Here is a 1,356-nt window from a genome sequence, read left to right on the forward strand (position 1 = left end):
GATAGGGTTTTGAATTTGAGGTTGGATTTTTATATTCGTGTTTATGATGGTGATGTTTATTATGAGAGTTTGATTGATTTGTCTAATTTTAAGAGTTTTGAGAATGATGAGGATCGTTTTTTGATTAAGTTGTTTTCTGGTGGGAATGTTTTTTCTTATTATGCTACTGAAAATAAATATTCTTTTGCTTTGTGGGTTACTACGGAGTCTGCTTGGAGTAAGTCTTATACTATTGCTAAAGGTCGTAGTATTTATAATCGTGCTTTGGGTGAGTCTTTAGATGAGAATTTGGTTTTCTTTGAGAGTTTTTTTGGTAAATCGTATAGTGGTAATCCTAAGTATATTTATGAGGCTATGTTGGATATGGGTTTGGATAAGAAGTATACTTTTGTTTGGGCTTATTCTGGTGAGGATAAAGGTGTTATTCCGGGTGATCCGGTTATTGTTGATAGGTTTGAAGCAGGGGATTATTATAAGTATCTTGCTAAGGCTAAGTATTGGGTGAATAATATTATTTTTCCGATTCATACTAAAAGGCAGGGTAATGTTTATTTGCAAACTTGGCATGGTACTCCTCTTAAGAAGTTGGGTTTTGATATTTCTATTCCTGGTCCTGAGGTTGAGGGTAGGCAGAATTTTTATAGTGAGTCTAGAAATTGGGATTATTTGATTTCTTCTAATGAGTATTCTTCAGAAATTTTTAAGCGTGCTTTTAAATTTAATAAAGAGTTTTTAGAGTATGGTTATCCTATTAATGATATTTTCTTTAATTGTAGTGATGATTTTGTGGATAGTTTAAAGTCTAAGTTGAATATTCCTGTTGATAAGAAGGTTATTCTTTATGCGCCGACTTGGAAAGATGATGAGCAGAATGAGTCTTGGGAGCATTATTTTAATTTGGAAATTGATTTAAAAAGGATGTTTGCTGAGTTTAATGATGGTTATGTTTTGTTGTTAAAGATGCATCATTTAGTTTCTGAAAATCTTAGAATTGATGATGAATTGAAAAATTTTGTTTTTGATTTGTCTGTTTATGATGATATTCAGGAGTTGTATGTGATTTCTGATATTTTAATTACTGATTATTCTAGTGTGTTTTTTGATTATGCTCATTCAAAAAGACCTATTTTGTTTTTTGTTCCTGATTTGAATCATTATGTTGAAAATGTTAGGGGATTATATTTAAATATGGAAAAGGAATTACCAGGTCCTCTTATAAAAAATAATGATGAGTTAGTTAATGCAATTAGAAATATTGATGATGTTGTAAATGAATATGAAATTAAATATGATGAGTTTTATAAAAGATTCTGTTCTTTGTGCAAGGGAAAATCCGCAAAAAAAATAATCAAAAAA

At 29.9% G+C, this 1,356-nt stretch carries 1 protein-coding gene; it reads left to right on the forward strand.

Annotated features, from left to right (window positions below; all coding sequences use genetic code 11):
* Window positions 1-15: 15 nt before the first annotated feature.
* A partial coding sequence (locus MBORA_RS09715) for a CDP-glycerol glycerophosphotransferase family protein (RefSeq protein ID WP_169805478.1) occupies window positions 16-1,356 on the forward strand: 1,341 nt, incomplete at its 3' end.

It is taken from the genome of Methanobrevibacter oralis (genome assembly GCF_001639275.1).
In the GTDB taxonomy this organism is placed as follows: domain Archaea; phylum Methanobacteriota; class Methanobacteria; order Methanobacteriales; family Methanobacteriaceae; genus Methanocatella; species Methanocatella oralis.